Genomic DNA, 21988 nt, shown 5'->3' with positions numbered 1-21988 from the left:
CCCCAATCACGCGAGATCCGTCCCCACCGGACGAAACCGGTCCGCGGCCGCCGCCCGGCGGCGCACCGGAAACCCCCGGGACGGCCTTCACCGCGAGCGGCGCGACCACCACGACTCCCCCACGACGAGTCCGCCGAGGACGAGCACCGCCACCCCGGCGACGCGCAGCCCGGCGCCGGTTCCCGCGACGAACGCCGTGACGACGTCGGCCGCCCGGGGCGTCCGGGCGAGGGCCTCGGCCACCGTGTGCGCCCCGCGGGCGTCCGGCGGCAGGGCGGCGGCGAACCGCGCGGTCGACACGGTGCTGGCCACCGCGACACCGAGCGCGCTGCCGAACTCCCGGGTCGTGGCCTGCAGCCCGGTGCCGACGCCCGCCCGGTCCGGCGGCAGGGCCCCCGCGATCACGCCCGACAGCGTCGGCAACGCCAGTGTCACCCCGATCCCGGTCACCACCAGCCAAGCCGCGTAGCCGGCGTACGGCGTGTCAGCGTCGCTCGTGGACAGTCCGAGCAAGCCGCCGCCGACGAACGCGAACGCGCCCGCGACGGTCGCGTCGAGGCCGATCCGCCCGGCCAGGCGCCCGGCGTGCCGCCCGCCGAGGATGACCGGCACGGTCAGCGGGACGATCCCGAGCCCGGCCGCCAGCACGCCGAACCCCTTGGCGTACTGGAGGAACGACGCGTTGACGTAGAACAGCGCGAACATGCCGAAGAAGATCGCGGTCAACCCCAGGCAGGCGCTGCGCAGGCGGGCGTCCCGGAACAGCCGGGGGTCCAGCAGCGGGTGAGCGGACCGCAGCTCGGCGACCACCCACGCCGCGAACAGCGCGGCCGCCCCGGCGAACCCGGTCACCACGACGACGCTGTCCCAGCCCGCTTCCGGGCCTTCGACGATCGCGAGCAGCAGCGCGACCGACGCGCCGGTCAGCAGGGCCGCGGCCACCGGCCCGAGCCGCCGGTCGTGGCGCGACGACACCGGCGTGCACCGGGCGGCCAGGGCGGCGAGCCCCAGCGAGACCCCCGCGGCGGCGGCGAACAGCCAGCGCCACGAGCCGGCCGTCAGGATCAGGCCGCCACCGACGTTGCCGGCCACCCCGCCGATCCCGGTCATCGACGCCCAGGTGGCGATCGTCGCCGGCCGGCGGGCGGCGGGCACGGCGTGCAGCAGGACGGCGAGGGAGTTGGGCAGCACCGCGGCCGCGCCGGCCCCGGTGAGCGCCCGGCCCGCGAGCAGGACGGCGACGTCCGGCGCCAGCGCCGACAGGAGCGTGCCCGCGGCGAACAGCCCGAGGCCGGCCAGCAGGACGCCCTTGCGGCCGAACCGGTCGCCGGCGGCCCCGGCCGGGATCACCAGGCAGGCGAACACGATCACGTAGGTGTCGACGATCCAGACAAGCGCCGGCGCGGACGGGTGCAGCGCGCTCGCGGCGAGCAACGGGACGGCGAGGTTGATCGCGGCGACCATCCCGACGACGAGCACCACCGCGGCGCACATGAGGGTGAGCAAGCCGCGTTGTCCTCTTCGGCGGGACGCCGGTTCGTGAAGCTGAGTGGTCATGCGACCGAAGGTAGGGACGGCGGAAGGCTGCGCGCGACGCAACTTCGGCAAAGGTCTTTTGCGTACGCTGCAACTATGACCGACCAGCTCGACCTGAACCTGCTGCGCGTGTTCGACGCGCTCCTGCGGGACGGCAGCGTGACGGCCGCGGCGGAGCGCCTGCACCTGTCCATCCCGGCGACCAGCCGCGCTCTCGGCCGGCTGCGGCGGGCGATGGGCGACCCGATCCTGGTGCGCGCCGGCCGCGGGCTGGCGCCGACACCGTTCGCGCTGCGGACGGCACCGCGGGTGCGGTCGCTGCTGGAGGAGGCGGCCTCCCTGGTCAGCACCGGCTTCTCGCTCGCCGCCCTGGAACGCACCTTCACGATCCGCATCAACGACGGCGTGGCCGCGACCCTCGCCACGGCGGCGGCCGAAGCCACGGCGGCGGCCGCCCCGGGCGTCACCCTGCGGTTCGTGGCCGAAGGCAGCGAGACCGCGGAGGCCCTTCGCGACGGCTCGGTCGACCTGGACATCGGCGTGGGCGGGCACCCGGCGCCCGACATCCGGACGGCCGCGCTCTACCGCGAGCGCCTGGTGGCCGCGGTACGCGCGGACAGCACCCTGGGCCGGCACCGCCGGCCGACCCTGGCGCAGCTGTGCGAGCACCCGCACGTCTCGGCCTCCCGCCGCGGCCTGGCCCGCGGCCCGCTGGACGACGTCCTGGACGCGGCCGGCCTGCGCCGCCACGTCGCCGCGGTGGTGCCCACGGCCGCGGTGGCGGTCCTGGTGATCGCGTCCAGCCCGTACGTGGGGCTGCTGCCGCAGCGCCTCGCGGAGCAGTACGCCGGCCCGCTCGGCCTGCGCTGGTTCCCGGTCCCGGTGGACCTCCCCGAACTCGAGGTCCGCCTGTCCTGGCACGCGCGGCTGGACGCCGACCCGGCGCAGCGGTGGCTGCGGGAGACCATCCGCGGAGCGCTCCGCTGATCCTGGCCGCGGCGAACACCGCCGCGGAACCCGTCCCCTGTGGCACGATCCATGCGTGACCAGCTCACCCGCCACGGCCCAATACCTGCGCGACCTCGCGCTGCTGCGGCGCGTGCGGGACCGGATCGACCGGGAGTACGCGCAGCCCCTCGACGTCGAGGCGCTCGCGCGGGGCGTGAACATGTCCGCCGGGCACCTCAGCCGGCAGTTCCGGCGTGCCTACGGTGAGTCACCGTATTCATACCTGATGACGCGGCGGATCGAACGGGCGATGGCGCTGCTGCGCACCGGCGAACTGAGCGTCACCGAGGTCTGCTTCACCGTCGGGTTCTCGTCGCTGGGCACCTTCAGCACGCGGTTCGCCGAGCTGGTCGGCATGCCCCCGAGCGTCTACCGCGAGCAGCAGGCCGCGGCCACCGTCGGGATGCCGCCGTGCGTCGCCAAACAGGTCACCAGACCGATCAGGAATCGAGAAGCGCGGCCCTCGACGGCCACCTAGGGTGACGACCATGGACGTCACCATTCACTCGAGCTTCCTCCCCCACACGGACCCGGAAGCCTCGCTCGCCTTCTACCGCGACCTCCTGGGCTTCGAGGTCCGCCAGAACGTCAAGTACGGCGACATGCAGTGGATCACCGTCGGCCCGCCGAACCAGCCGGACACGTCGATCGTGCTGTCGCCGGTGGCCGCGACGCCCGGCCTGACCGACGACGAACGCCGCATGATCAACGAGATGATGGCCAAGGGCACCTACGCGAGCGTCAACCTCGCCACCAAGGACCTCGACGCCCTGTTCGCGAAGCTCGAAGCCGGGAACGCCGAGGTCGTCCAGGAGCCGGTCGAGCAGCCCTACGGCATCCGCGACTGCTCGTTCCGCGACCCCGCCGGCAACCTGCTGCGCATCCAGGAACTGCGCTGACCACGAACGTCCCCGCGCTCGGCTACCGCGAGGTGCTGCGCGACCGGCGGGTCGCCGGGCTCCTGCTGGGGGACCTCCTGGCCAACGTCGGCACCGGCATGCTGCTGGTCGCCATGCCCGTCCAGACGCTGTCGCTGCACGGCGGCGTCCCGAAGGCGATCGCCATCGGGCTCGTCGAAGCCGCGCCGTTCGTGCTGTCCACCGTCCTGGCGCTGGCCATCGGCCTGGGCCGGGTGCGGGTGCCGCCGCGCACGCTGCTCGTCGCCGACTGCGTGCTGCGATCGGCGGCCTTCGCCACCCTCGGCGTCCTGGCCGTCACCGGCCGGCTCACGCTGCCGGTGCTCGTCGCCGGCCTCTTCTTCGGCGCGACCTTCCGGCTGGCCGGGTCGAGCAGCCGCCGCGTACTGGCGACGTCGGCCGCGGGCGAGGCCGGCCGGTTCTCGGTCAACGGCCTGCTCGGGCTCAACACGACCTTCGCCCTCTTCATCGCCGGCCCGGTGCTCGGCGGGGTGCTCGTGGCGACGGCCGGCGCGGGCCTCGCGCTCTTCGCCGACGCGGCCGGAGCGCTCGTCCTGCTGGCCGCCACGCTCGCCTGCGTCCCCCGGGGTACCGAGGGCCGTGACGCCCTGCGCGACGGGGGCGACCACGAGTCGGGCTGGCGGATCCTGCGCCGCCGCCCGGTCGCCGCGCGGCTGCTGGCGGTCGAGTTCTTCTTCAACTTCCTGTACATGCCGGTCGAAGTCGCGCTCCCGCTGTACGTGAGCGGGACCCTGCACGCCGGCGCGTCCGGTCTGGGGGTGCTGTGGGGTGCGCTCGGGGCCGGCGCGTTCCTCGGCGCCGCGCTGGTCAGCCGGTTGCGGAACCTGCCGCAGCAGCCGCTGCTGGTCGCGATCATCGGCCTGTGGGCGCTGTGCCCGATCGCGCTCGCGGTCACCGGCGACCTCACCGTGGCCCTGCTCGTCTTCGGCTTGGGCGGCCTGGTGTACGCGCCGTTCACACCGGTCGCCTACAACTTCCTCCAATCCGGACTGGCGCCCGGCGAACAGCAGCAGGTCGTGACGCTGTGGACGACCGGCGCCACGGTGGCCGCCCCGCTGGGCCTCGCCCTGGGCGGGCCCTTGATCGAACTGGCCGGCAGCACCGGCGGTCTCGTGCTGTCCGGCGTGCTGACGCTGCTGCTGCTCCCGATCGCGGCCCGGGCGGTGCTCGGGCGCACTACGGAAGGGGAACCGACATGTGCCTGAGCCTCAAGGCCGCCGCGCAGAACCACCTGCGCGAGCTGGTGCTGCTGCGCCGCGTCCGCGACCGCATCGACCGCGAACACGCGCTGCCGCTGGACATCGAGGCGCTCGCGACCACAGTGGACCTGCCCGTCGCGCTGTTCGTCCGCCGGTTCCGGGATGCTTATGGCGTCACGCCGCACGCCTACCGGCAAGCCGGCGCCGCCGAGGTCGTCCAGGAGCCGGCCGACCAGCCGTGGGGCGTCCGCGACTGCGCCTTCCGCGACCCCGCCGGCAACCTCGTCCGCATCCAACAGGCCCGCTGACCCGAACGAACGCTGGAGACCCCGATGAGCAAGCCCACGAGGAAGAACGCATCGCACGCCGCGGACAGCCACGACCTGATCCGCGTCCACGGCGCCCGGGTGAACAACCTCAAGGACGTCAGCGTCGAGCTGCCCAAGCGGCGGCTGACGGTGTTCACCGGGGTTTCCGGTTCCGGCAAGAGCTCCCTGGTGTTCAGCACGATCGCCGCCGAGTCGCAGCGGCTGATCAACGAGACCTACAGCACCTTCGTGCAGGGGTTCATGCCGACGCTGGCGAGACCCGACGTCGATGTGCTCGACGGGATCACCACCGCGATCATCGTCGACCAGGAACGGATGGGCGCCAACGCGCACTCGACCGTCGGCACGGCGACGGACGCGAACGCGATGCTGCGCATCCTGTTCAGCCGGCTCGGGACGCCGCACATCGGTTCACCGCAGGCGTTTTCGTTCAACGTCGCTTCGATCAGCGGCGCCGGCGCGGTCACCATCGAGAAGGCCGGCCGGCAGGTCAAGGAGCGCCGCAGCTTCAGCATCACCGGCGGCATGTGCCCGCGCTGCGAGGGCCGCGGCCGCGTCAACGACATCGACCTGACCGCGCTCTTCGACGAGGACAAGTCGCTCAACGAAGGCGCCATCACCATCCCGGGCTACAGCATGGAAGGCTGGTACGGCCGCATCTTCCGCGGCTCCGGCTTCTTCGACCCGGACAAGCCCATCAAGAAGTACACCAAGAAGCAGTTCAACGACCTGGTCTACAAGGAACCGACGAAGATCAAGGTCGAAGGCATCAACCTGACCTATTCCGGCCTGGTGCCGGCGATTCAGAAGTCGATGCTGTCCAAGGACATCGACTCGCTGCAGCCGCACATCCGCGCGTTCGTCGAGCGGGCGGCCACCTTCACGACCTGCCCGGACTGCGACGGCACGCGCCTGTCGGCCGAAGCGCGGTCGTCGAAGATCGACGGGATCAGCATCGCCGACGCCTGCGCGATGCAGATCAGCGATCTGGCCGCCTGGACCGCGAAGCTGTCCGAGCCGTCGGTCGCACCCCTGCTGGACGCGCTGAAGCACACCTTGGACTCGTTCGTCGAAATCGGCCTCGGCTACCTCTCGCTCGACCGTCCATCGGGGACACTCTCCGGCGGCGAGGCCCAGCGCACCAAGATGATCCGCCACCTCGGGTCGTCGCTCACCGACGTCACCTACGTCTTCGACGAGCCGACGATCGGCCTGCACCCGCACGACATCACGCGGATGAACGACCTGCTGCTGCAGCTGCGCGACAAGGGCAACACGGTGCTGGTGGTGGAGCACAAGCCGGAGGCGATCGCGATCGCCGACCACGTCGTCGACCTCGGCCCGCGCGCCGGCACCGAGGGCGGCGAGATCGTCTTCGAGGGCACTGTGGACGGTCTGCGCAAGAGCGGCACGCTGACCGGGCGGCACCTGGACGACCGCGCGTCGCTGAAGCCGTCGGTGCGCTCGCCGTCGGGGCTCCTGGAGGTGCGCGGGGCAGCCACGCACAACCTGCGGGACATCGACGTCGAAATCCCGCTCGGGGTGCTGGTGGTCGTGACCGGGGTGGCGGGCTCGGGCAAGAGCTCGCTGATCCACGGTTCGGTGTCCGGCGGCGAGGGCGTGGTGACGGTCGACCAGACCGGGATCCGCGGGTCGCGCCGGAGCAACCCGGCGACGTACACGGGCCTGCTGGAGCCGATCCGCAAGGCGTTCGCCAAGGCCAACGGCGTGAAGCCGGCGCTGTTCAGCGCCAATTCCGAAGGCGCGTGCCCGAACTGCAACGGCGCCGGCGTGGTCTACACGGACCTGGGGATCATGGCGGGCACGGCGACGCCGTGCGAGGTCTGCGACGGCAAGCGATTCAACGCCGACGTGCTGGAGTACACCTTCGGCGGCCGCGACATCAGCGAGGTGCTCTCGATGCCGGTGGCCGAGGCGCTCGAGTTCTTCGCTTCCGGTGACGCGGCACTGCCGGCGGCGCACAGGATCCTGACGCACCTGTCCGACGTCGGCCTCGGCTACCTGACTTTGGGCCAGCCGCTGACGACGCTGTCGGGTGGCGAGCGGCAGCGGATCAAGCTGGCGACGCACATGGCCGAGCAGGGCGGGGTGTACGTCCTCGACGAGCCGACGGCGGGCCTGCACCTGGCGGACGTGGCGCAGCTGCTGGGCCTGCTGGACCGCCTGGTGGACGCGGGCAAGTCGGTGATCGTGATCGAGCACCACCAGGCGGTGATGGCCCACGCGGACTGGATCATCGACCTCGGCCCGGGCGCCGGCCACGACGGCGGCCGGGTCGTGTTCGAGGGCACGCCGGCGCAGCTGGTGAAGGCGCGGAAGAAGACGCTGACGGGCAAGCACCTCGCCGAGTACGTGAGCTGACGCTGCCGCCGGCCGCGTATACCAGCGCGGCCGGTAGGGCTGGCCCCCGGAAAGTCCTTCGAGCGCACCGCATTCCGGCACCGGCCCGCACCGCGGAGACTCGGGTGGGTGACCACCACCGAGAACCACGTCGGCAGCGACTTCGCCCGGCTGAGCCACCGCATCTCCGCCGCCGGCCTGATGGCCCGCCGGCCCGGGTACTACGCGGCCCGGATCGCCGTCGTCACCGGGTTGTTCGCCGCCGGGTGGGTTGCTTTCGCGCTGCTCGGGAACTCCTGGTGGCAGCTCGCCGTCGCGGCCTTCATGGCGGTCATGTTCGGGCAGGTCGCGTTGCTCTCCCACGACCTCGCGCACAAGCAGGTGTTCCGGCGACGGCGGCCCACCGAAATCGCCGGGATGCTCGCCGGGAACCTCGGGATCGGGATGAGCTACGGCTGGTGGATGGACAAGCACACCCGCCACCACGCCAACCCGAACCACGAAGAGCTCGACCCCGACGTCGATCCGGACATCCTCGTGTGGTCGAAGGACCAGGCGCGCGCCAGCCGCGGTGTCCCCCGGTTCATCGGGCGGTACCAGGCGTTTCTCTTCTTCCCGCTGCTCACGCTCGAGGGCCTGAACCTGCACTGGTCCGGCGTCCGCGCGGTCCGCAAGCCGGGGCTGCGCCACCGCGGTGTGGAGGCCGCGTTGCTCGCCGGGCACTTCGTCCTCTACTTCAGCGCGCTGCTGACCGTGCTCTCCCCCGGGATGGCGCTGCTGTTCTTCGCCGTCCACCAGGGACTGTGGGGTGTCTACATGGGATCGATCTTCGCGCCCAACCACAAGGGCATGCCGACGCTGACCGGGCGCCCCGAGCTCGACTTCCTCCGCAAACAGGTGCTGACCTCGCGCAACGTCCGCGGCGGCGTCGTCACCGACGTCGCCCTCGGCGGCCTCAACTACCAGATCGAGCACCACCTGTTCCCGAGCATGCCGTCGCCGCACCTGCGGCGGGCGCAGCCGATCGTCCGGGCGTACTGCGCCGAGCTGGGCGTTCCCTACCTGGAGACGAGCCTCGCCGAGTCCTACCGGCAGGCGCTCACCCACCTGCATGAAGCTGGGGCGCCTCTCAGGAACCGTTCGTAGACTCGGGGCATGAGGAAGACCGAGCTATGAAAAAGACGTTCGCAGCCCTCAGGTTGCGGGACCTCCCGGCGGCGTTCGGCGCGAAGGCCACCGGCGCCCGGGCCGAGCGGGTCCGCACCTCGCCGCAGTTCGACGGCAAGGTGTTCCGCAACGCGGCGCCGCGGCACCCGATGACCGCGTCGTCGATGCGGACCATCTTCCGCGAGATGTTCTTCGGCGAGCACCGTGAGCTGCGCAAACCGGCCGGCGCGGTGCCGCTGGTGGTGTCGTCGCCGGTCGACTCCGCCGACGGCCTGCACCTGACCTGGTACGGCCACGCGTCGACGCTGGTGGAACTCGACGGCGCCCGCGTGCTGCTCGACCCGGTGTGGAGCGACCGCGTGTCACCGGCGGCGTTCGCCGGCCCGCGGCGGCTGCACGAGCCGCCGGTGCCGCTGTCCGGGCTCGGCCGGATCGACGCGGTGGTGATCTCGCACGACCACTACGACCACCTGGACCTGGCCACGGTCCGCGCGCTGGTCGGTTCGTCCTCGGCGCCGTTCCTGGTGCCGCTCGGGGTGGGCGCGCATCTGGAGCGCTGGCACGTCCCGGCTTCCCGGATCATCGAGCTCGACTGGAACGAAGAGGCGACGGTGGCGGGCGTCCGGTTCATCGCGACGCCGGCCCAGCACTTCTCCGGCCGCGGCATCACGAACGACGACACGCTGTGGACGTCGTGGGCCCTGCTGGGCCCGGACCACCGCGTGTTCTACAGCGGCGACACGGGCTACTTCGACGGTTTCGCGGCGATCGGCGCGGAGCACGGCCCGTTCGACGCGGCCTTGATCCAGATCGGCGCGTACGCCCCGCAGTGGCCGGACATCCACATGACCCCGGAGGAAGGCGTGGCGGCGGGCCTCGACGTCCGGGCGAAGCTGCTGGTCCCGGTGCACTGGGCGACGTTCCAGCTGGCGATGCACCCGTGGGGCGAGCCGGCGGACCGCGTGTGGAGCGAGGCGAAGGAGGCGGACCTCCCGCTGGCGATCCCGCGCCCGGGCGAGCGCATCGACGTGGCCGAGCCCCCGGCGGTGGACGGCTGGTGGCAGTCGCTGTGACCCGAACGCCGACACGCGTGATCAGGAAGCCGACACGCGTGATCGGAGGGTCGACACGGCCCGGACCAGTCGTGTCGGCTCGGGGATCTCGCGGGTCGGCTCGGGCATCACGCGTGTCGACCGTTTCCGCACGTCGGCGAGCCCAGGAGGGCGTGTGAAGCTCAAGCTGGACCTGCACGACATCTACAACCGCGGCGGCGAAATCGACCGGGCGCTCAAGGCGATCATCGACGAGGCCGTGGCCAAGAAAGCACCGCTCGTCGAGATCATCCCCGGCAAAGGCTCGGGTCAGCTCAAGAAGCACGTCCTCCGGTTCCTCGAGCGCAAGGACGTCAAGGCGCTCTATCACCGCGTCGAGAAGGACAAGGACAACTTCGGCCGGGTGTTCGTGCACTTCCGCTGGAAGTGATCAGAAGCGGCTGTCGTGGCGGGCTTCGGACCACGCGCGGCCCCACGCCGCCGCGTGGAGGCGGGACACCACGAACCAGCCGGTGCCGTACAGGCCCACCAAACCGCCCGTCACCGCCGCCCACAGGAGGATGGCCGCGAACACTCCGTCGGCCGCCGAGGTCGAGGGGGACAGGGGTTCGCTCGTCAGCTCGCCGCGCTGGTCCAGCCACACCGCCACGCGGGTGCCCGCCGGGCTGCCCGCGTCCGCGAGGACGTCGCCCGTGTGGCGGGCTCCTCGGGCGTCGAACCAGGCTGCCGGGACCGTCGTCTGGTCGGCCGGGGCGCCGGCGCCGTCCGTGCTGTACGACTGGCTCGACGCCGCGGCGAGCGACACCGCCGTCGCCGGGTGGCGGGTCGTGCGCTCTTGCGCCGCGCGGGCCGTCTGCGCCGCGTACGTGTCCGAGCCGAACGCCGCCGCGAACGGCACCACCAGGAACGCGCCGGCGATCACCAGGAGCAGCAGGAGGGCCTCGACGCGGTCGCCCGCGCGGGCGAGCGGGTTGCGGCCCGGCAGCAACCGGCGCCGGAAGCGGGCGATCCGTCCGCGCATGCGCGACTCACTCCTCCCGGGAAGGTGTCTTCTCGGTAACAGTGTGCGCGCCGGGGCTCGACTTTCTCTCGCGAATGGGATGCGGCCCACCTGTGAACCCCTGCACAACCACCCGGTGGAGCCAGTCCGGTCACAGCCAGTCGTCGGGGCGGGGCCAGGGCAGCATGGCCGCGAGCGCGTCCCGGGCCGGTTCGGTGACGGCGTAGCGGCCGCGGTGGAACAGCAGCGGGCGGGCGTCGGACGGGCCGCCGAGCGCGGTCACCCGGCCGATCACGACGTAGTGGTCGCCGGCTTCGTGCACGGCTTCCAGAGCGCAGTCGATCCAGGTCAGGGCGCCGTCGAGCAGGGGCGCGCCGGACGGCGCGGGTGTCCAGCCGACGCGGGCGAACTTGTCCTCGCCGCGGGCGCCGAACACCGCGCTGACCTCCTGCTGGTCCTCGGCCAGCACGTTGACCGCGAACCGGCCGGCCGCGGCCAGCACCGGCCAGGTCCGCGACGTGCGGGACGGGCAGAACAACACCAGCGGCGGGTCCAGCGACAGCGCCGCGAACGACTGGCAGGCGAACCCGGCGAGGGTGTCGCCGTCACGGCCGGTGACGACCGTGACGCCGGTGCAGAAGTGCCCGAGGACGCTCCGGAACTCGGTCTGGTCGACCGCCACGGACGTCATGCGCCCGGAGGCCGCGCGCCGACCGAGAAGTCGTGGCCCCACAGCGACACCGCGGTGCTCTCGCGGGCGATCCAGTTGTCGTCGTCGACCTGACGGCCTTCGCAGCCGAACTCGACGTCGAAACCGCCCGGGGTCTTCATGTAGAACGACAGCATCAGGTCGTTGACGTGCCGGCCGAGGGTGGCCGACATCGGCACCTTCCGCCGGATCGCGCGGTCGAGGCACAGGCCGACGTCGTCGGTGTTCTCCACCTCGACCATCAGGTGCACGATCCCGGACGGCGTCGGCATCGGCAGGAACGCCAGGCTGTGGTGGCGCGGGTTGCAGCCGAAGAACCGCAGCCACGCGGGCGCGCCGTCGGCGGGCCGGCCGACCAGTTGCGGCGGGAGCCGCATCGAGTCGCGCAGCCGGAAGCCGAGGACGTCCCGGTAGAACCGCAGCGACGCCTCGTCGTCCTTCGTGGACAAGACGACGTGCCCGAGCCCCTGCTCGCCGGTGACGAACTTGTGGCCGTACGGGCTCACCACGCGCCGGTGCTGCAGCGCGACGCCGTGGAACACCTCCTGGGTGTTGCCGGACGGGTCGTCGAAGCTGATCAGCTCGTCGACGCGGCGGTCGGCCAGCTCGTCCGGCGTGCCTTCCTTGTACGGCACGGAGGCACTGTCCAACCGCGACCGGATCTCGGCGAGCTCGCCGGCGTTGGCCGCCTCCCAGCCGGTGACGGCCAGCCGGTCCGCGTCGCCGGGCGAGATGACCAGCCGCGCCGGGAAGTCGTCCATGCGCAGGTAAAGCGCATCCGGGCTGGTGCCGCTGCCTTCCACCATGCCGAGCACCTTGAGCCCGTACTCGCGCCAGGCCGCCATGTCGGTGGCCTCGATGCGGAGGTAGCCCAGTGACCGGATACCCATCAGGAACTCCCGAGGAAGTCGAGGGCCAGCCGGTTGAACTCGTCGAACTTCTCCAGCTGGGCCCAGTGCCCGCAGCCGCCGAACACGTGCAGCTGCGCGCGCGGAATCGTCTTGAGGGCCACCAGCGCGCCGTCCAACGGGTTGACGCGGTCCTCGCGGCCCCAGATGAGGAGCACGCGCTGGCGGAGGCGGTGGGCCTCGCGCCAGAGCATGCCCTCTTCGTAGGTGTCCGGCTGCGCGAACGACATCCCCATCGCGCGCATCGCGGCCAGGGACTCCGGGGTGTTCGCGGCGGCGAAGCGTTCGTCGATCAGCTCGTCGGTGACCAGCGCCTGGTCGTGGACCATGATCCGCAGGAACGCTTCCATGCGCTCCCGAGAAGGCTTGGCAGCGAACCGACCGAGATTCTTGACGCCTTCGGTCGGGTCGGGCGCGAACAGGTTGACGCTCAGCCCGCCCGGCCCCATCAGCACCAGCCGCCCGGCCCGCTTTCCGTGGTTCAGCGCGAACCGCACGGCCGCGCCCCCGCCGAGGGAGTTGCCGACGAAGTGCGCGCGTTCGATGCCGAGGGCGTCCATCAGCCCGGCGACGGCGTCCGCGCTGTGCCGGAAGTACTGCGGGTGCTCGGCCGGTTTGTCCGACCGCCCGAAACCGGGCTGGTCGACGGCGATCGTCCGGTAGTGCTTGGCGAACTCCGGCAGGTTGCGCCCGAAGTTGCTCCACGCCGACGCGCCGGGCCCGCCACCGTGCAGCAGGATCACCGTCTCGGTGTGTTCCGCACCGGCTTCGTGATAGTGCAGCTTCAGCGAACCCGCCTGGACGTACTTGCCTTCGGGAACGGCCATCAGTACATCGCGTTCTCGACGGGGAGCCCGAAGGCGCCGGTGCCGTACATGACGTACGCGCGCTCGGCGTCGTTGGCCGCGTGGACCCGGCCGGCGTGCGCGTCGCGCCAGAAGCGCTGGATCGGCGTGCCACGCTGGATCGCGCGGCCGCCGGAGTTCTCGAAGAGCCGGTCGATCGCGCTGATGGCGCGCTCGGTGCCGCGCACCTGGTCGCGCCGGACGCGCAGCCGCAGGTCCGCGGGCAGCCGCTCCTCGCGCTTGGCGAGTTCGTACAGCTCCTCGATGTTGCGGGTCAGCTGCAGCCAAGCCGCGTCGATCTCGCTGGCCGCCTCGGCGATCCGCACCTTGGCGAACGGGTCCTCTTTGGACTGCTCACCGGCGTACGCGGCCCGCACGCGCTTGCGCTGGTGCTCGACGTGCGCATCGTAGGCACCCTGCGCCATGCCGATGATCGGCGCGGTGATCGTCGTCGGGTGCACCGAACCGTACGGGAGGCGGTACAGCGGGCCGGGGTTGACGGCCTGGCCCGGCACCTTGCACTTCGACGTCGCGATGAAGCTCAGCGCCCGGTGCTGCGGCACGAAGACGTCCTCGACGACGATGTCGTTCGACCCGGTCCCGCGCAGGCCGATCGTGTCCCAGACGTCCACAATGGAGTAGTCGGCGATCGGCAGCAGATACGTGCAGAAGTCGACCGGCTTCCCGTCGTTGAACGCGGGGCCCCCGAGCAGTACCCACGTGCAGTGGTCGCTGCCGGAGGAAAAGCTCCACCGGCCCGACAGCCGGTAGCCGCCCTCGACGACCTCGGCCTTGCCCATCGGCGCGTACGACGAGGAGATCCGCACGTCCTGGTCCTCGCCCCAGACCTCCTGCTGCGCCTGCGCGTCGAACAGCGCCACGTGCCACGGGTGGACGCCGAGGATGGAGGCGACCCAGCCGGTGGACCCGCACGCGCTCGCGATCAGCTTGACCGCGGTGTAGAAGCTCACCGGGTCGGCTTCGAAGCCCCCGTGGAGCGTCGGCTGCAGCAGCTTGAAGAACCCGGTCTCCTGCAGGGCCTTGACGGACTCCTCGGGGACGCGGCGCGCGTCCTCGGCGTCCTGGGCCCGTTCCCGCAGGACCGGCAGGAGGTCCCGGACCCCGGCGATCACCTGCTCGCTCATGCGCAGTCCTCTCTCGTTTCACTCTCGCAAAAAGACTAGAACACGTTCTCGTTTTTGTCGAGAACGCCCTGCGCCAAGGCACTGTTGATCCCCGCCCTGCGGCCGGAAAACACGCAGTCGGCCAGCGACAGGCCGCTCACGTAGGACCTGGAACAGATTCCCACGGCGGTGCGCCCGGCCGCGTACAGCCCGGGGATCGGCTCCCCCGCCGTGCTCCGCACCGCGCCCGTGTCCTCGTCGACGACCAGGCCGCCGAGGGTCAGCATCGGCGTCGGGTAGCCGAGGTTCGGCCGCACGGAGATGTCGATGAGCGAGTACGGCGGGTTGTCCAGGCGCCGCGCGAACTCGGCGGGTTTGCCCACCGGGTCCCGGTCGCCGTGGTAGGCCTCGACGCTCGCGCGCAGCCCCTGGGGGTCGACGCCGGCCTTGCGCGCCACCTCTTCGACCGTCGTCCCGGTGACGCGCCCGCGCCACAGCAGGTACCGCAGCTGGAGCCCCTGGAACCACTGGCTCTGCGCCTTCGTGTCCCGCCGCGCCTCGGCGACGATCGGCGCGTCGACGAGCAGCCAGCCCTTGCTCCCGTGACCCTCGATCAGCTTCTCGCCGACGGCGGCGCCGTAGCGGGACTCGTCGATGACCCGCCGCCCCGCGGCGTCGATGATGATCCCGCCGAGGAACGCGCTCGGCGGCGTGATGAACCGCCACGCGGAGATCCGGCCGAGTTCGCCGGTGGCCCCGCCGGCCGACACGCCGAGCCGGATCCCCGAACCGTCGTCGGCGGAGGTGCCGAGCGGGAGCCCGCCGCGGTAGGCCGGAGCGTGCTCGCGGACCATGTCGCGGTTCGCGATGAACCCGCCGGCGGCGAGCACGACCCCGCGCCGGGCGGAAATCCGCAGCTCACGGCCGTGTGCGCGTTCGAACCGCTCGACCCGCCGGTGCAGCGACCTGCGCAGCGACGGCACGTAGATCCCGGGCTTGGCGGCGTACTGCGCGAAGCGCTGGTGCCGCGCCCTGATCGACGCGGGGGCCGCATCCAGGGTGTCGGCGACGAGCCCGGTGACGCGGCCGGCGTCGTCGCGGATGAGGTCGCGGGCGGTCGTCTGCGTCAGCACCCGGATGCCGCGGGCGCGCACGGCCGCCTTGAGCCGCGCCATCAGCATCTTCCCCGAGGTCCCGGGCCCCTTGACCCGGTGGCCGCGCGGCGCCGGCTTCGCCACGTCGCGGAACCCGCCGGCCGCCTCGCTGCCGGAGTAGTACAGGTAGTGGTCGTCGCTCGGGTACGACGTCTTGTACGGGCACAGGCTGCCTTCGAACGGCACGCCGTTGCCCTCCAGCCAGGTGATCATCTCGCGGCTGCCCTCGCAGAACCGCCGCAGCGTCCCTTCGGAAACGACGTCCCCGGTTTCCTGCCGCAGGTAGGCGTACATCGCGTCGACGGAGTCGTCGACACCCGCGTCGAGCTGCTGCCCGGTCCCGCCTCCGGCGTAGACCACGCCACCGCTGACCGCGCTGGCCCCTCCCCCGGCGAAGCGCTCGACGATGATGACGTCGGCGCCCGCATCGGCCGCTTCGAGGGCGGCACAGGCGCCGGCCGCCCCGAACCCCACGATGACCACGTCCGCGACGAGTGCGTCCATGGTGGCTACCCTAGAACTGAAACACGTTCTCGTCTATCGTGACCGAAAGTGGCTCTCAACTGGATACTCGTTCGGTGGAACACGTTATAGGAGAGGTGGCATGACGGAGCAGTTCGACGTCGTCGTGGTCGGCAGCGGCGCCGCCGGGATGACCGCCGCGCTGGCTGCGGCCCACCGCGGCTTGAGCGTCGTCGTCCTGGAGAAGGCGGCCTGCTTCGGCGGCTCGACCGCGCGCTCCGGCGGCGGTGTCTGGCTGCCCGGCAACCACGCCCTGCGCGCCGCCGGGATCGAGGAACCCCCCGAGCGGGCGCGCGAGTACCTGGCCTCGATCGTCGGGGACGTCGTCCCGGCCGGCCGGCGCGACACGTTCCTCGCGCACGGCCCCGAGGTGCTGCGGTTCGTCTGCGACCACACGCCGCTGAAGTTCCGGTGGGTCCGCGACTACAGCGACTACCACCCCGAAGCACCCGGCGGGCGCCCCGGCGGCCGGTCGGTCGAGCCGGTGGCGCTCGACGGCAAGCTGCTCGGCGACGAACTGACCCACCTCGAACCGCCGTACAGCGCACCCCCGATGGGCGTGCCGATCACCCAGGCCGACTACCGCTGGCTGAGCCTGCTCGCCCGGCACCCGCGCGGCACCCTCCGATTGCTGTCGCTGGGGCGGCAGTGGCTCGTCGGGAAACTCCGCGGGCAGCGGCTGCTCAGCATGGGGCAAGCGCTTGCGGCCGGCCTGCGCGTGGGGCTCGCCCGGGCCGGCGTCGAGGTCCGGCTGAACACCCCGCTGGTGGACCTGGAGGTCGGCGGCGACCGCGTCACCGGCGTGGTCACCGGGACCGGCGCCATCGGCGCGCGGCGCGGCGTGATCCTCGCCAGCGGCGGGTTCGAGCGGAACCTGGAGATGCGCGAGAAGTACCAGCGCGCGCCGATCGGCGTCGACTGGACCGTCGGCGCGGCGGCCAACACCGGCGACGGCATCACCGCCGGCCTCAAGCTGGGCGCGGCCCTCGACCTGATGGACGACGCCTGGTGGGGCCCGACCCTGCCGCTCACCGGCGGGCCGTGGTTCGCGCTGGCCGAGCGGTCGCGCCCGCGCAGCATCATGGTCGACGCGCGGGGGAAGCGGTTCGTCAACGAGTCGGCGCCCTACGTCGAGGCCGTGCACGCGATGTACGGCGAGGGGGACGGGCCGGGCGAGCACATCCCGACCTGGCTGGTGTTCGACCAGCGCTACAAGGACCGGTACATGTTCACCGGCATCGGGCCGCGCCAGCCGCTGCCGGGCCGCTGGTTCAAGGCCGGGATCGCGGCGAAGTCGTCGACGCTGGCCGGGCTGGCTTCGAAGATCGACGTCCCGGCTTCCGTGTTGGAGGCCACCGTCGAGCGCTTCAACGGCTTCGCCCGCCGAGGCGTCGACGAGGACTTCCACCGCGGGGTCAGCAAGTACGACCACTACTACGGCGACCCGCGCAACAAACCCCACCCCAGCCTCGGCCCGCTCGACAAGGCGCCGTTCTACGCGGTGAAGATCGTGCCGGGCGACCTGGGCACCAAGGGCGGCCTGCGCACCGACGAACACGCGCAGGTGCTGCGCGAGGACGGCTCGGCCGTGCCGGGCCTGTTCGCCGCGGGCAACGCCAGTGCGGCCGTGATGGGGCGGACGTACGCCGGGCCCGGCGCGACCATCGGGCCCGCCATGGTGTTCGGCTACCTTGCGGCGACGCGGCTGGCGAACGAAGATCAGGGGACCACGGGAGGGCAGCGATGACACAGGATTCGGTACGCACCATCTACGCCGGTGAGCCGCCGACCCGGTTCGCCCGCGGCTGGCACTGCCTCGGCCTGGCGCAGAACTTCCGCGACGGGAAACCCCATGCGGTCACGGCGTTCGGCACGAAGCTCGTGGTGTGGGCGGATTCGGCCGGGCAGCTGCACGTGCTCGACGGCTACTGCCGGCACATGGGCGGCGACCTCACCCAGGGCAGCGTCAAGGGCGACGAAGTGGCCTGCCCGTTCCACGACTGGCGCTGGAACGGCAAGGGCAAGTGCGTCTCGATCCCCTACGCCAAGCGGGTTCCGCTACGCGCGCGGACGCGGTCGTGGACGGCTTCCGAGCAGAACGGGCAGCTGCTGGTGTGGCACGACCCGGAGGGCAACCCGCCGCCCGAAGAGCTGGCGATCCCGCGGATCGAGGCGGCCCACAGCGACGAGTGGAGCAACTGGACCTGGGACGAGATCTTCATCGACGGCTCCCACTGCCGGGAGATCATCGACAACGTCGTGGACATGGCCCACTTCTTCTACATCCACTACGCCTACCCCACCTACTTCAAGAACGTGTTCGAAGGCCACATCGCCACGCAGTACCTCAACACCAAGGGCCGCCCGGACATGGGCATGGCGTCGAACTACGGCGGCGAAGACAACCTGCTGCGGTCGGAAGCGTCGTACTTCGGCCCGTCGTACATGATCAACAAACTGGTGAACTCGTTCCAGGGTTACGAAATCGAGAGCGTGCTCATCAACTGCCACTACCCCGTCACGCCGACGTCGTTCGTGCTGCAGTACGGCATGAAGGTGAAGAAGCTGCCGGGAATCTCCGACGAGCACGCGGACAAGATCGCCGCGAAGCTGGCCCGCGGGATCGGCGCCGGCTTCCTGCAGGACGTCGAGATCTGGAAGCACAAGACCCAGATCGACAACCCGCTGCTGTGCGAAGAGGACGGTCCGGTCTACCAGCTTCGCCGGTGGTACCAGCAGTTCTACGTCGACGCCGCCGACGTCACCGAAGACATGACGCAGCGGTTCGAGTTCGAAGTGGACACCACGAAGGCCAACGAGGCGTGGGCGGCGGAGGTCGCGGAGAACCTGGCGCGGCAGAAGACCGAGGCGGAAGTGTGACCACGGCCGAGCAGACCGAGTTCCTCTCGGGCGGGCTGCGGCCGCACGAATGCCGCAGCTGCGGGACGTGCGTGCTGGTCAAGAAGAACAGCATCCAGCACACGAGCATCCAGTGGACGTCCCGGCCCGCGGACACCTGCCCGGTGTTCGCGGACTCCGGCGGCCCGTCGGCGCTGCTCGACACGTGCCCGAAGCTGGCCGACAGCATCGGCGACGCCGTGCGCGAAGGCACGCTGGCGGTGGCCGATGGCTGACCGGGTCTACACGCTGACCGTCGCCGACGTCGTCGTCGAAACGCCGGACGCGCGGTCGGTGGTCTTCGAGATCCCGCCCGCGCACGCCGACGCGTTCCGCTATTCCGCCGGGCAGTTTCTGACCTTGAAGATCCCCAGCGAGCGGACCGGTTCGGTGGCGCGGTGCTACTCGCTTTCGAGCGCGCCGCACGAAAACCGCGTGCAGGTGACGGTCAAGCGGACCGACGGCGGCTACGGGTCCGGCTGGATCTGTTCGGCGTTGCGGCCGGGCATGCAGGTCGACGTGCTGGCGCCGGCCGGGGTGTTCTGCCCGGCGTCGGTGGACGAAGACTTCCTGCTGTTCGCCGCGGGCAGCGGCATCACGCCGGTGATCGCGATCCTGAAGACGGCCCTGGAGACCGGTTCCGGCCGGATGGTGCTGGTCTACGCGAACCGCGACGAGCAGTCGGTGATCTTCGCGGGTGAACTGGCGTCGCTGGCGAAGCGCTACGGCGACCGCCTGGTCGTCGTCCACTGGCTGGAAAGCGTCCAGGGCCTGCCGGACGTCTCGCAGCTGCGCGGTCTGGCGTCGGTGTACACCTCCTACGAGGCGTTCCTGTGCGGCCCGGCGCCGTTCATGGCGGCTGTACGGGAAGCGTTGGGGCAGCTCGGCATGCCGCGGGACCGGGTGCACGTCGAGAAGTTCACGTCGCTGACCGGGAACCCGTTCGCGGAGACCGCCGAGGTCGTCGCGGAGCCGGAGTCCGACGAAGCACCGGCGTCGCTGACGGTGACCCTCGACGGGGAGACGCGGTCGATGGGGTGGCCGCGGCAGCGGAAGCTGCTGGACCGGCTCCTGGAAGACGGCCTGGACGCGCCGTACTCGTGCCGCGAGGGGCAGTGCAGCGCCTGCGCTTGCCGGGTCGTGTCCGGCGAGGTGAAGATGCTGCACAACGAGGTCCTCGACGCCGAAGACACGGCGGACGGCATCGTGCTGGCCTGCCAGTCGCTGCCGGTCACCGACGAGGTCTCGATCAGGTACGAATAGGAGTCCCGCGTGCCCATCGACCCCGACATCGCCATCGGTGCCGAGATCGGCGAGGTGAACTTCGCCTGGACGTCGTCGGACGTGCTGCTGTACCACCTGGCGCTCGGCGCGGGCCCGGACGAGCTGCGGTTCACCTACGAGCAGGACCTGGTGGTGCTGCCGACGTTCGCGACGGTCGCGGCGAACCTGCGCGTGTTCGACCCGCCGGCGGTGTCGTTCCCCGGCGTCGAGATCGACCTCGCGAAGGTGCTGCACGGCAAGCAGGAGATCACGCTGCACCAGCCGATCCCGCCGGCCGGGAAGGCGGTGGCGCGGTCGCGGATCGCCGACGTGTACGACAAGGGCAAGGCCGCGGTGGTGGTCCAGGAGGTGGCGGTCACGTCGTCAGCCGGGGATCCACTGTGGACGGACCGGTCGAGCATCTTCGCCCGTGGCGAAGGCGGTTTCGGCGGCTCGCGGGGGCCCTCGGACCGGCTTTCCTGGCCGGAGCGGTCGCCGGACGTCGTCCTGGAGACGCCGACGCTGCCGCAGCAGGCGCTGCTGTACCGGCTGTGCGGCGACCGGAACCCGCTGCACGCGGACCCGGCGTTCGCCCGGGCGGCGGGCTTCGACCGGCCGATCCTGCACGGGCTGTGCACGTACGGCATCGTCGCGCGGGTGCTGGTGAACGAGTTCCTGGACGGCGACCCCGCCCGGGTGGCGTCGTTCGCGGCGAAGTTCGCCGGCGTGGTGTTCCCGGGCGAGACGCTGCGGATCCGGGTGTGGCGCCAGGGCGACCGGCTGCTGGTGACGACGTCGGCGGCCGAGCGCGACGACGCGCCGGTGCTGGCGGACACGGTGCTGGTGTCCACTTCCTGAGCCGGGTTGTCCGAGCCGCTACCGTGGTGGGGTGACTGCATACTTCGTGGTGCGGGGAACGGTCGAGCCGGGTGACCAGCGCGGCCGCGAGCTGGGCTTCCCCACGGCGAACATCGCCTTGAGCGACCAGGCCGGCTCGGTGGGCGACGGCGTGTGGGCGGGCTGGATCGGCCGCCCGGACGGCACCCGCCTCCCGGCGGCCATCTCGGTCGGCCGCCGTCCGACGTACTACGGCGCGGACGGCTACCGCCTCCTCGAGGCCCACGTCCTGGACTTCAGCGGCGACCTGTACGGCGAGACACTGGTGGTCTGGCTGGGCGCCCACCTGCGCGACCAGGAGAAGTACGCCTCGGCGGAGGACTTGATCACGGCGTTGAAGAACGACATCGCAACGGCGGCCCAGTGGACGGCAGCGCACCCGGCGGCTTCGCTGCCGGAAGGTGGCGAGAGCCCGTTGGGCGAGGTGCGGCGGGTGGCGGGGTGAGCCGCACCGCCCGGAATTGTCGGTGGTGACCGGCCTCACAAGGCCGAGGCCAGCAGCATGTAGCCCATCCCGGCACCCATCGTTGTCCGGCACACCGCGCGTGATGCCTGCCCCACCACCGGCGACCCGCGCACCGCGAGCACCCCCGACCACGCCGCATCCACCACGAAGTACCCGGCCGCCGCCACCGCCACCAGCGGCAACGCCAGCCGGGCGTCCATTGTGGACATCGTCAGCCACGGGCCGTGGTCCATGCCGCCGTGGCGCATTGCCGTCACCATGTAGAACATCGCCGCCGCCGACAGGGCGTGGTGGGCGCACGCCCGGGCGCGCCACCAGGCCACCGCGAACCAGCCCGCCGTCAGGGCCAGCACCGCCTGCCAGCCCGCCGCCGGGATCGGGCCGCCGACCGGGGACACCATCGCCACCATCGCCACCACCAGCAGCAGCTCGGCCAGGTCGCCGTGGCGGACGCCGTGCCCGAGCCGCGCGTAGTCGAGGCGGACCAGCCGCAACACGCACGGCAGGACCAGCGCCGCGAACACCACGGTGAGCACCCAGTCGACCGCCATCGCCTCACTCTCCGTCGTGGATGGTGTCTCCACCGTGACATCCACGACGGCCGTGCACCAG

Annotated in this window: 22 protein-coding genes and 1 pseudogene; 15 read left to right on the top strand and 8 right to left on the bottom strand. The window is 71.6% G+C overall.

The features are described from left to right. Positions 1-87 precede the first annotated feature (87 nt). Entirely contained in the window at positions 88-1494 is a 1407-nt protein-coding gene (locus tag C2L59_RS23680) for an MFS transporter (protein ID WP_103351703.1), read from the bottom strand. Positions 1495-1632: 138 nt separating this feature from the next. On the opposite strand from C2L59_RS23680, the gene C2L59_RS23675 reads away from it, so the two are divergent. The 9 genes and pseudogenes from C2L59_RS23675 to C2L59_RS23635 all read left to right on the top strand — a co-directional run bounded on the left by C2L59_RS23675 (position 1633) and on the right by C2L59_RS23635 (position 10020). Next, positions 1633-2523, top strand: coding sequence for a LysR family transcriptional regulator (locus C2L59_RS23675; RefSeq protein WP_103351702.1), 891 nt, complete (start codon positions 1633-1635; stop codon positions 2521-2523). A 55-nt stretch (positions 2524-2578) separates the two neighbouring features. Further along, positions 2579-3022, top strand: coding sequence for a helix-turn-helix transcriptional regulator (locus C2L59_RS23670; protein ID WP_103351701.1), 444 nt, complete (start codon positions 2579-2581; stop codon positions 3020-3022). Positions 3023-3032: 10 nt separating this feature from the next. Further along, complete coding sequence (locus tag C2L59_RS23665) at positions 3033-3443, top strand: VOC family protein (RefSeq protein WP_103351708.1); 411 nt, start codon at positions 3033-3035, stop codon at positions 3441-3443. Positions 3444-3475: 32 nt separating this feature from the next. After that, complete coding sequence (locus tag C2L59_RS23660) at positions 3476-4687, top strand: MFS transporter (RefSeq protein WP_103351700.1); 1212 nt, start codon at positions 3476-3478, stop codon at positions 4685-4687. Between the two features lie 188 nt (positions 4688-4875). Further along, a pseudogene (locus C2L59_RS48185) lies at positions 4876-4989 on the top strand (VOC family protein); the annotation flags it as partial. A gap of 24 nt (positions 4990-5013) precedes the next feature. Beyond that, the gene (locus C2L59_RS23650; RefSeq protein WP_103351698.1) at positions 5014-7392 is read left to right on the top strand and encodes an excinuclease ABC subunit UvrA; all 2379 of its coding nucleotides are present in this window, start codon (positions 5014-5016) and stop codon (positions 7390-7392) included. 108 nt (positions 7393-7500) lie between these two features. Next, positions 7501-8517 (top strand): acyl-CoA desaturase, encoded by a 1017-nt coding sequence (locus C2L59_RS23645; protein ID WP_103351697.1) that lies wholly within the window; start codon positions 7501-7503, stop codon positions 8515-8517. 26 nt (positions 8518-8543) lie between these two features. Further along, positions 8544-9611 (top strand): MBL fold metallo-hydrolase, encoded by a 1068-nt coding sequence (locus tag C2L59_RS23640; protein WP_103351696.1) that lies wholly within the window; start codon positions 8544-8546, stop codon positions 9609-9611. A gap of 154 nt (positions 9612-9765) precedes the next feature. Then, on the top strand, positions 9766-10020 hold the full coding sequence (locus C2L59_RS23635; RefSeq protein WP_086675002.1) for a Smr/MutS family protein: 255 nt from the start codon (positions 9766-9768) through the stop codon (positions 10018-10020). On the opposite strand, the gene C2L59_RS23630 is transcribed toward C2L59_RS23635, so the two are convergent. The 6 genes from C2L59_RS23630 to C2L59_RS23605 form a co-directional block, all read right to left on the bottom strand. Beyond that, positions 10021-10611 carry a hypothetical protein gene (locus tag C2L59_RS23630; RefSeq protein ID WP_103351695.1) on the bottom strand — a complete coding sequence of 197 codons (591 nt, stop codon included), beginning with the start codon at positions 10609-10611 and terminating at the stop codon, positions 10021-10023. A gap of 130 nt (positions 10612-10741) precedes the next feature. Then, on the bottom strand, positions 10742-11281 hold the full coding sequence (gene hsaB / locus C2L59_RS23625) for a 3-hydroxy-9,10-secoandrosta-1,3,5(10)-triene-9,17-dione monooxygenase reductase subunit (protein ID WP_103351694.1): 540 nt from the start codon (positions 11279-11281) through the stop codon (positions 10742-10744). Further along, complete coding sequence (hsaC, locus tag C2L59_RS23620; RefSeq protein WP_103351693.1) at positions 11278-12189, bottom strand: iron-dependent extradiol dioxygenase HsaC; 912 nt, start codon at positions 12187-12189, stop codon at positions 11278-11280. The genes hsaB and hsaC overlap by 4 nt, the downstream gene beginning before the upstream one ends. After that, entirely contained in the window at positions 12189-13034 is an 846-nt protein-coding gene (hsaD, locus tag C2L59_RS23615) for a 4,5:9,10-diseco-3-hydroxy-5,9,17-trioxoandrosta-1(10),2-diene-4-oate hydrolase (RefSeq protein WP_103351692.1), read from the bottom strand. Before hsaD ends, hsaC begins: the two co-directional genes overlap by 1 nt. Then, positions 13034-14197 (bottom strand): 3-hydroxy-9,10-secoandrosta-1,3,5(10)-triene-9,17-dione monooxygenase oxygenase subunit, encoded by a 1164-nt coding sequence (gene hsaA, locus C2L59_RS23610; RefSeq protein WP_103351691.1) that lies wholly within the window; start codon positions 14195-14197, stop codon positions 13034-13036. The genes hsaD and hsaA overlap by 1 nt, the downstream gene beginning before the upstream one ends. A 35-nt stretch (positions 14198-14232) precedes the next feature. Beyond that, complete coding sequence (locus C2L59_RS23605; RefSeq protein WP_103351690.1) at positions 14233-15834, bottom strand: FAD-binding protein; 1602 nt, start codon at positions 15832-15834, stop codon at positions 14233-14235. 100 nt (positions 15835-15934) lie between these two features. Here C2L59_RS23605 and kstD point away from each other — a divergent pair, with 100 nt between their 5' ends. Genes kstD through C2L59_RS23575 form a run of 6 tightly spaced genes read left to right on the top strand, consistent with a single transcriptional unit; the run spans position 15935 to position 21355 of the window. Next, the gene (gene kstD / locus C2L59_RS23600) at positions 15935-17599 is read left to right on the top strand and encodes a 3-oxosteroid 1-dehydrogenase (protein WP_103351689.1); all 1665 of its coding nucleotides are present in this window, start codon (positions 15935-15937) and stop codon (positions 17597-17599) included. Then, positions 17596-18732: a Rieske 2Fe-2S domain-containing protein gene (locus tag C2L59_RS23595; protein WP_103351688.1), complete on the top strand. Its 1137-nt coding sequence runs from the start codon at positions 17596-17598 to the stop codon at positions 18730-18732. The genes kstD and C2L59_RS23595 overlap by 4 nt, the downstream gene beginning before the upstream one ends. After that, the gene (locus C2L59_RS23590) at positions 18729-18986 is read left to right on the top strand and encodes a hypothetical protein (RefSeq protein WP_103351687.1); all 258 of its coding nucleotides are present in this window, start codon (positions 18729-18731) and stop codon (positions 18984-18986) included. Before C2L59_RS23595 ends, C2L59_RS23590 begins: the two co-directional genes overlap by 4 nt. After that, a complete protein-coding gene (locus C2L59_RS23585) occupies positions 18979-20013 on the top strand; it encodes a ferredoxin--NADP reductase (protein ID WP_103351686.1) in 1035 nt (344 codons plus the stop codon). The genes C2L59_RS23590 and C2L59_RS23585 overlap by 8 nt, the downstream gene beginning before the upstream one ends. Before the next feature lie 9 nt (positions 20014-20022). Beyond that, the gene (locus C2L59_RS23580; RefSeq protein ID WP_103351685.1) at positions 20023-20871 is read left to right on the top strand and encodes a MaoC/PaaZ C-terminal domain-containing protein; all 849 of its coding nucleotides are present in this window, start codon (positions 20023-20025) and stop codon (positions 20869-20871) included. A gap of 31 nt (positions 20872-20902) precedes the next feature. Further along, positions 20903-21355, top strand: a complete 453-nt coding sequence (locus C2L59_RS23575) for a riboflavin kinase (protein ID WP_103351684.1) — start codon at positions 20903-20905, stop codon at positions 21353-21355. 35 nt (positions 21356-21390) lie between these two features. Here C2L59_RS23575 and C2L59_RS23570 read toward each other — a convergent pair whose 3' ends face one another. Continuing rightward, on the bottom strand, positions 21391-21927 hold the full coding sequence (locus tag C2L59_RS23570) for a DUF5134 domain-containing protein (RefSeq protein ID WP_103351683.1): 537 nt from the start codon (positions 21925-21927) through the stop codon (positions 21391-21393). Positions 21928-21988 lie beyond the last annotated feature (61 nt).

The sequence above is a fragment of the Amycolatopsis sp. CA-128772 genome, assembly GCF_002904295.1.
GTDB lineage: Bacteria > Actinomycetota > Actinomycetes > Mycobacteriales > Pseudonocardiaceae > Amycolatopsis.
This window is presented reverse-complemented; position numbering and strand designations above follow the sequence as displayed.

Coding starts and splice junctions, on each gene's coding strand:
- C2L59_RS23680 (WP_103351703.1), bottom strand. CDS start 1,494: ATGTGCGCCGCGGTGGTGCTCGTCGTCGGGATGGTCGCCGCGATCAAC.
- C2L59_RS23675 (WP_103351702.1), top strand. CDS start 1,633: ATGACCGACCAGCTCGACCTGAACCTGCTGCGCGTGTTCGACGCGCTC.
- C2L59_RS23665 (WP_103351708.1), top strand. CDS start 3,033: ATGGACGTCACCATTCACTCGAGCTTCCTCCCCCACACGGACCCGGAA.
- C2L59_RS23650 (WP_103351698.1), top strand. CDS start 5,014: ATGAGCAAGCCCACGAGGAAGAACGCATCGCACGCCGCGGACAGCCAC.
- C2L59_RS23640 (WP_103351696.1), top strand. CDS start 8,544: ATGAAAAAGACGTTCGCAGCCCTCAGGTTGCGGGACCTCCCGGCGGCG.
- C2L59_RS23630 (WP_103351695.1), bottom strand. CDS start 10,611: ATGCGCGGACGGATCGCCCGCTTCCGGCGCCGGTTGCTGCCGGGCCGC.
- hsaB (WP_103351694.1), bottom strand. CDS start 11,281: ATGACGTCCGTGGCGGTCGACCAGACCGAGTTCCGGAGCGTCCTCGGG.
- hsaC (WP_103351693.1), bottom strand. CDS start 12,189: ATGGGTATCCGGTCACTGGGCTACCTCCGCATCGAGGCCACCGACATG.
- hsaD (WP_103351692.1), bottom strand. CDS start 13,034: ATGGCCGTTCCCGAAGGCAAGTACGTCCAGGCGGGTTCGCTGAAGCTG.
- hsaA (WP_103351691.1), bottom strand. CDS start 14,197: ATGAGCGAGCAGGTGATCGCCGGGGTCCGGGACCTCCTGCCGGTCCTG.
- C2L59_RS23605 (WP_103351690.1), bottom strand. CDS start 15,834: ATGGACGCACTCGTCGCGGACGTGGTCATCGTGGGGTTCGGGGCGGCC.
- kstD (WP_103351689.1), top strand. CDS start 15,935: ATGACGGAGCAGTTCGACGTCGTCGTGGTCGGCAGCGGCGCCGCCGGG.
- C2L59_RS23595 (WP_103351688.1), top strand. CDS start 17,596: ATGACACAGGATTCGGTACGCACCATCTACGCCGGTGAGCCGCCGACC.
- C2L59_RS23585 (WP_103351686.1), top strand. CDS start 18,979: ATGGCTGACCGGGTCTACACGCTGACCGTCGCCGACGTCGTCGTCGAA.
- C2L59_RS23570 (WP_103351683.1), bottom strand. CDS start 21,927: ATGGCGGTCGACTGGGTGCTCACCGTGGTGTTCGCGGCGCTGGTCCTG.